The organism is uncultured Thiodictyon sp. (assembly GCA_903837595.1).
Lineage (GTDB): Bacteria > Pseudomonadota > Gammaproteobacteria > Chromatiales > Chromatiaceae > Thiodictyon.
This window is the reverse complement of record CAILVI010000042.1, coordinates 1-3,860: the sequence shown is the minus strand read 5'-3', so window position 1 is coordinate 3,860 and position 3,860 is coordinate 1. Positions and strand designations below refer to the sequence as shown.

The following is a 3,860-nucleotide window of genomic DNA, read 5'->3' as shown; positions in this document are numbered from 1 at the left end:
CCCAGGATCGTGCCCAAGGTGGCGGCGGGCTCGGCCCAGAGGGCGTGGGGCGGCGCGGCGAGTGCCACGGCGAGAAGCCCTGAAAACCTGGAGAAGCGCATTGACGGAGACCCGGAGCGGCTGTGAAGGTGCCGTCAGGGTGCCCGATCAGGGGGGATGGGTGTGAGAGCCCAAAGTTCGGATTTCTGGGGGGAATGCGGGAAGCTGAGGTAAAATCGCCAAACTGGATGCCCACAACCACGCTGTCTGGACACCTTCCCAGTCGGCACTGCTGAACGCGGCGAACCAAGCGGCTGGACCCTCGGGGCGGGCTCCCTGCGGTGCGAGCCGGGTCGCTGGCGAAGAGCGCGACAGTGACCGGCACAAGGAAGCTGCTGGACATGGGGATAGCGTGCCACCGGGTGTCTTCCCAGGCGAGAGACGGCCCTTGACTCACCGGACCCGCCCAGTTCCGGCCGGTCGCCCGCTCGCGGTGAGCGGCAGCTCATGAATGCTTTCCGATAACCACAAAGGGGGTTGTTATGCGCCTTGGATATCCGCGGTCTGTCCCTGGTATCGCAGCGCCAAGAGGACGATTTGCTGCGGACCTGTTGGCACGGATGATCCATCTCGACTCCAACGCACCGATTTCGTTGATCCTCAATACGGATGCCGGTTCGGCGATACGCGAGAGCCAGGGGGCTGGACGAAGATTATGAAACTGCTAAGTGCGGACATCGTTAATTTCAAGTCTTTGAGTCACTTGCACCTCGATTTCCAGAGTCCGGCCGGTGCGACCCGCAACCTGACCTGCCTGGTCGGTGACAACGGCGCAGGAAAAACGACGGTGCTACAAGCGATTGCGTTGGTGTTGTCGCTTGCCACCCGGCGCACGCGCTTCGCCGACGCCTTCGATTGGCATGGCTTCCTCGCCGAGCGAATTGCAAGCATGGGGCGAACCCGTGTGGAGCTTCAGGTTGCGCTGACCGATGCGGAAGTCGAGCTGACGAGTTCACTCTTTTGCACCTGGTACGATTCACTGGCGCCGGATTGGCGGGAATCGCATCGCATCGTCGAGCCGTCGAACCATCGCATCGTGACCTTGGTCTACGAACAGAATCACCTTTCTTCACCGCAAGGATACCAGGCCGTCAACCAATTCTTGGGGCGGTATTACGTCAAGGCGTTAAGCCGGACCGACCCGGACTTGCGCCGCCATTACCGCAACTTGGGAGACGTCTTCTGGTTTGACCAGCATCGCAATCTCGGCAGTGCATCGGCGAGTCGGTACGCGGGTAGCGATGCGGAGGGCGGGCCGAAAGAAAGTTGGAAGGCCGGTGTCGAGCAATTGCGCCAGTATCTTGTCGGTTGGTGGGGGTATCATACCTCGCCGGTTAGGGCCGGGGGCAAGGACTATATCCCCGAGCTACAGGAGAAGTTTTGCGCCGTTTTTCCAGATCGACGCTTTGTCGGTCTCGCGCCGAAAGAGGACAGTGGTCCGTTCGGGGCCAATGACTTCTATTTTCTACTGGAGGCACAGGGCCGAACTTACGACCTGGCTGAAATGTCGTCCGGCGAGCAGGCCGTCTTTCCCTTGGTCTACGAATTCGTGCGCCTGGATATCAGCAACTCGATCGTGCTGATCGATGAGTTGGAGCTTCACTTGCATCCCCCCGAGCAGCAGCGGCTCTTGGCCTCGCTTCCGCGTCTGGGGGCAAGCTGTCAGTTCGTTATTTCGACCCATTCGCCCTACTTGACCGATGCCATTCCGAATGAGCACGAGATTCGGCTGGAGGGCGGGAGCCGATGCCTGTAAGTCTATTGATTGTGGAAGGCAACCTCGACAGCGAAATTCTGGCGAGCGTGTTAGCAGGCGAGCCTGCTGTTAGACGCGGTGGCTCGAAAAACGGTTTGGCGCCACAAGCGCGATATGAGCGCGATATGAGCAAGGTGAAGGCCGCCTATTTGCGCGATCGTGATTTCGATCATGAACCGCCGCAGAACCATCACACGGTGACGGTTGATCGGCAGGATGGCAGTACGGTGCTGGGGTGGCGTTGGGCACGACATGAAATCGAAAATTACCTGCTTGACCCAGCGATCGTCGAAAAGGCCATTGGTATTTCGGCGCATGACTGGTCAGCAACGCTCACAGAGGTAGCTGGTCGGATTCGGTGGTACCAAATCGCCCGCTGGACCATCGGGCAGGTGCGACGGGTACTTCCTCCTTCCCATCAATTGCGGACCCGACCGGCGGACCTGAACGAGCTTGCGCTTCCAGCACTCACTGACAAACCGTTTTCCCGCGAATGGTGCCTGACGTCGATCGGTGATTTTCTTGAGCAAGTGACGGAGAAAATGTCTCCGGAAAGCGTCGAAGCGAAAATAGACCGCTATTCCGGGATACTGACAGAAGACAATTTAGGGAACATCGAAACAACCTTGGCTTGGTGTTCAGGAAAGGACTTGTTGGCCGGGCTTTCCTGTGACTCTTTGAGGCAGTCCCGTTGCACGAATGCAGGGGATCTCCGGGCGGCACTGCGTGATTGGGTTCGCGAAAACGCGGGCGAAGCGGTAGCTCAGTTTCCGGAGTGGCAAGACCTCATCCGGCAGGTGCGGGTGTGACTCAGGGGTCTGGTACTTCAATGACGGGTCCGCTTTGACCTTGTACGCTGTGGTTTCGGTGATGAACAAATCCCAAAACTTCCCTGGTATACGTGTATCTGTTGGGGTTCCCACGTCACCCAAAACTTGGCGTGACGTACTTGTCCGCCCATCGCGAATCGAAGTGACAAATAGGTCTCGGCGACTATTGCAACTGTAGGGGAGATCCCCGCAGGGCGATCCGCCATTGCGCCAACCGGCCAGCCAGATGGCGGAACTGTTACGCGTTCCGCCCTACGCGGGCTGGCCGGCGACGATTGGCTTAATCAACGTTTCCTGACGATGGAGATGAATACATGAGCGTAACGAGCCTGCTTCAGGACGTCGTTCGCCGGGTGGCTGCTTTGCGGCAAGCGATCGGCAGGCATGCCGGGGTGCTACTCCATGACATAGCGAGCCGGCTCTCTCGACTCCGGAACGATTCTGTCCAAGCGTCGTTGTTCCAAATTTTCGACTACGTGCGCACAGACGAGCACGGCTTGTCGCGAATCTTGCGCGACCTGCTGAATCCGAAGGGTACGCACGCTCAGGGCGGACTGTTTCTTAATGCGTTTCTGGGCGAGGTTGTTGCCCACGGATGGGCCTCAGACGAGACATTCCAGAAGATCATCAAAGAAAAGCCTACTTGCATGGGAAATATCGATCTCTATCTGGAGTTCACCAACGGCGCAATCGTGATTGAAAACACGCCATACGCGGGTGATCAGGCCGAGCAAATTTGCAGATATTCCGAGTGGCTTAAAGTTACGGCGAGCAGTCGAGGATGGGGTGATAACTGGCTGGTGATCTTTCTCAGCAACCGTGAGCCGAGTCCTCATAGCATCTGTCCAGAAAGGTTGGAGCAATTGAGAACGACTCATCACTACGCGCATTTGACGTATGTTCAACTGGCTCGATTGTTTGGAGACGCAAGCCGAGAGGTCCAGGCGCCGACCGTCAAAAATTTTGTAAGCGATTTGGCATCTTTTATTCAAAAAAGAATCAATGGTGAGGTCGACATGTGCATGAATGAAGAGCAAGAAATCTGCAACGCTATCCTAGCCTCCGATGAAACGCTCGAAGCGGCTTTTTTGGTGGGCGGTTTCAACTTTGAAGTGCAACGGCAGTGTTCAAGAGCCTGATTTCTTGTGACATAACTTCCTCGGGCGTGAGAAAGCCGAGGCATTTTCTGGGACGCGTATTGAGCGCCGTCGCGATCTGGGTCAGGTACCGCTGGG

3 protein-coding genes and 1 pseudogene are annotated in these 3,860 nt (G+C 57.4%); 3 read left to right on the top strand and 1 reads right to left on the bottom strand.

The features are described from left to right. Positions 1-490 precede the first annotated feature (490 nt). The 3 genes from QZY44_RS02540 to QZY44_RS02530 all read left to right on the top strand — a co-directional run bounded on the left by QZY44_RS02540 (position 491) and on the right by QZY44_RS02530 (position 3,764). Positions 491-1,795, top strand: coding sequence for an ATP-binding protein (locus QZY44_RS02540; protein WP_295441797.1), 1,305 nt, complete (start codon positions 491-493; stop codon positions 1,793-1,795). Beyond that, on the top strand, positions 1,786-2,604 hold the full coding sequence (locus QZY44_RS02535) for a hypothetical protein (protein WP_295441794.1): 819 nt from the start codon (positions 1,786-1,788) through the stop codon (positions 2,602-2,604). The genes QZY44_RS02540 and QZY44_RS02535 overlap by 10 nt, the downstream gene beginning before the upstream one ends. 335 nt (positions 2,605-2,939) lie before the next feature. Then, a complete protein-coding gene (locus QZY44_RS02530; RefSeq protein ID WP_295441791.1) occupies positions 2,940-3,764 on the top strand; it encodes a PD-(D/E)XK nuclease family protein in 825 nt (274 codons plus the stop codon). Here the strand turns inward: QZY44_RS02530 and QZY44_RS02525 are convergent. Beyond that, a pseudogene (locus QZY44_RS02525) lies at positions 3,727-3,860 on the bottom strand (IS30 family transposase); the annotation flags it as partial. The gene QZY44_RS02530 and the pseudogene QZY44_RS02525 sit on opposite strands and share 38 nt — an antisense overlap.